At 67.9% G+C, this 452-nt stretch carries 1 protein-coding gene; it reads left to right on the top strand.

Annotated features, from left to right (window positions below):
• On the top strand, positions 1–452 hold a 452-nt coding region (locus tag IE98_RS0141700; RefSeq protein ID WP_030278011.1), incomplete at both ends, for an HAD-IC family P-type ATPase.

Here is a 452-nt window from a genome sequence, read left to right as displayed (position 1 = left end):
GCCGAGGCCACCCCCGAGGACAAGATGGCGCTGATCAAGAAGGAGCAGGCCGGCGGCAAGCTCGTCGCGATGACCGGCGACGGCACCAACGACGCCCCCGCGCTGGCCCGGGCGGACGTCGGCGTGGCGATGAACACCGGGACCATGGCGGCCAAGGAGGCCGGCAACATGGTCGACCTGGACTCCAACCCCACCAAGCTGATCGAGATCGTCGAGATCGGCAAGCAGCTCCTGATCACCCGCGGCGCCCTGACCACCTTCTCCATCGCCAACGACGTCGCGAAGTACTTCGCGATCATCCCGGCGATGTTCGCCGGCGTGTACCCGGGCCTGCGCCACCTCAACATCATGGGCCTGCACAGCCCCGAGTCCGCGATCACCTCCGCGATCGTCTTCAACGCCCTGGTCATCGTCGGCCTGATCCCGCTCGCCCTGCGCGGCGTCAAGTACCG

This window comes from Streptomyces sp. NRRL B-24484, from assembly GCF_000717715.1.
Classification (GTDB): domain Bacteria; phylum Actinomycetota; class Actinomycetes; order Streptomycetales; family Streptomycetaceae; genus Kitasatospora.
Note: the sequence above shows the minus strand (reverse complement) of the source record. Positions and strands in the feature narration are given on the sequence as shown.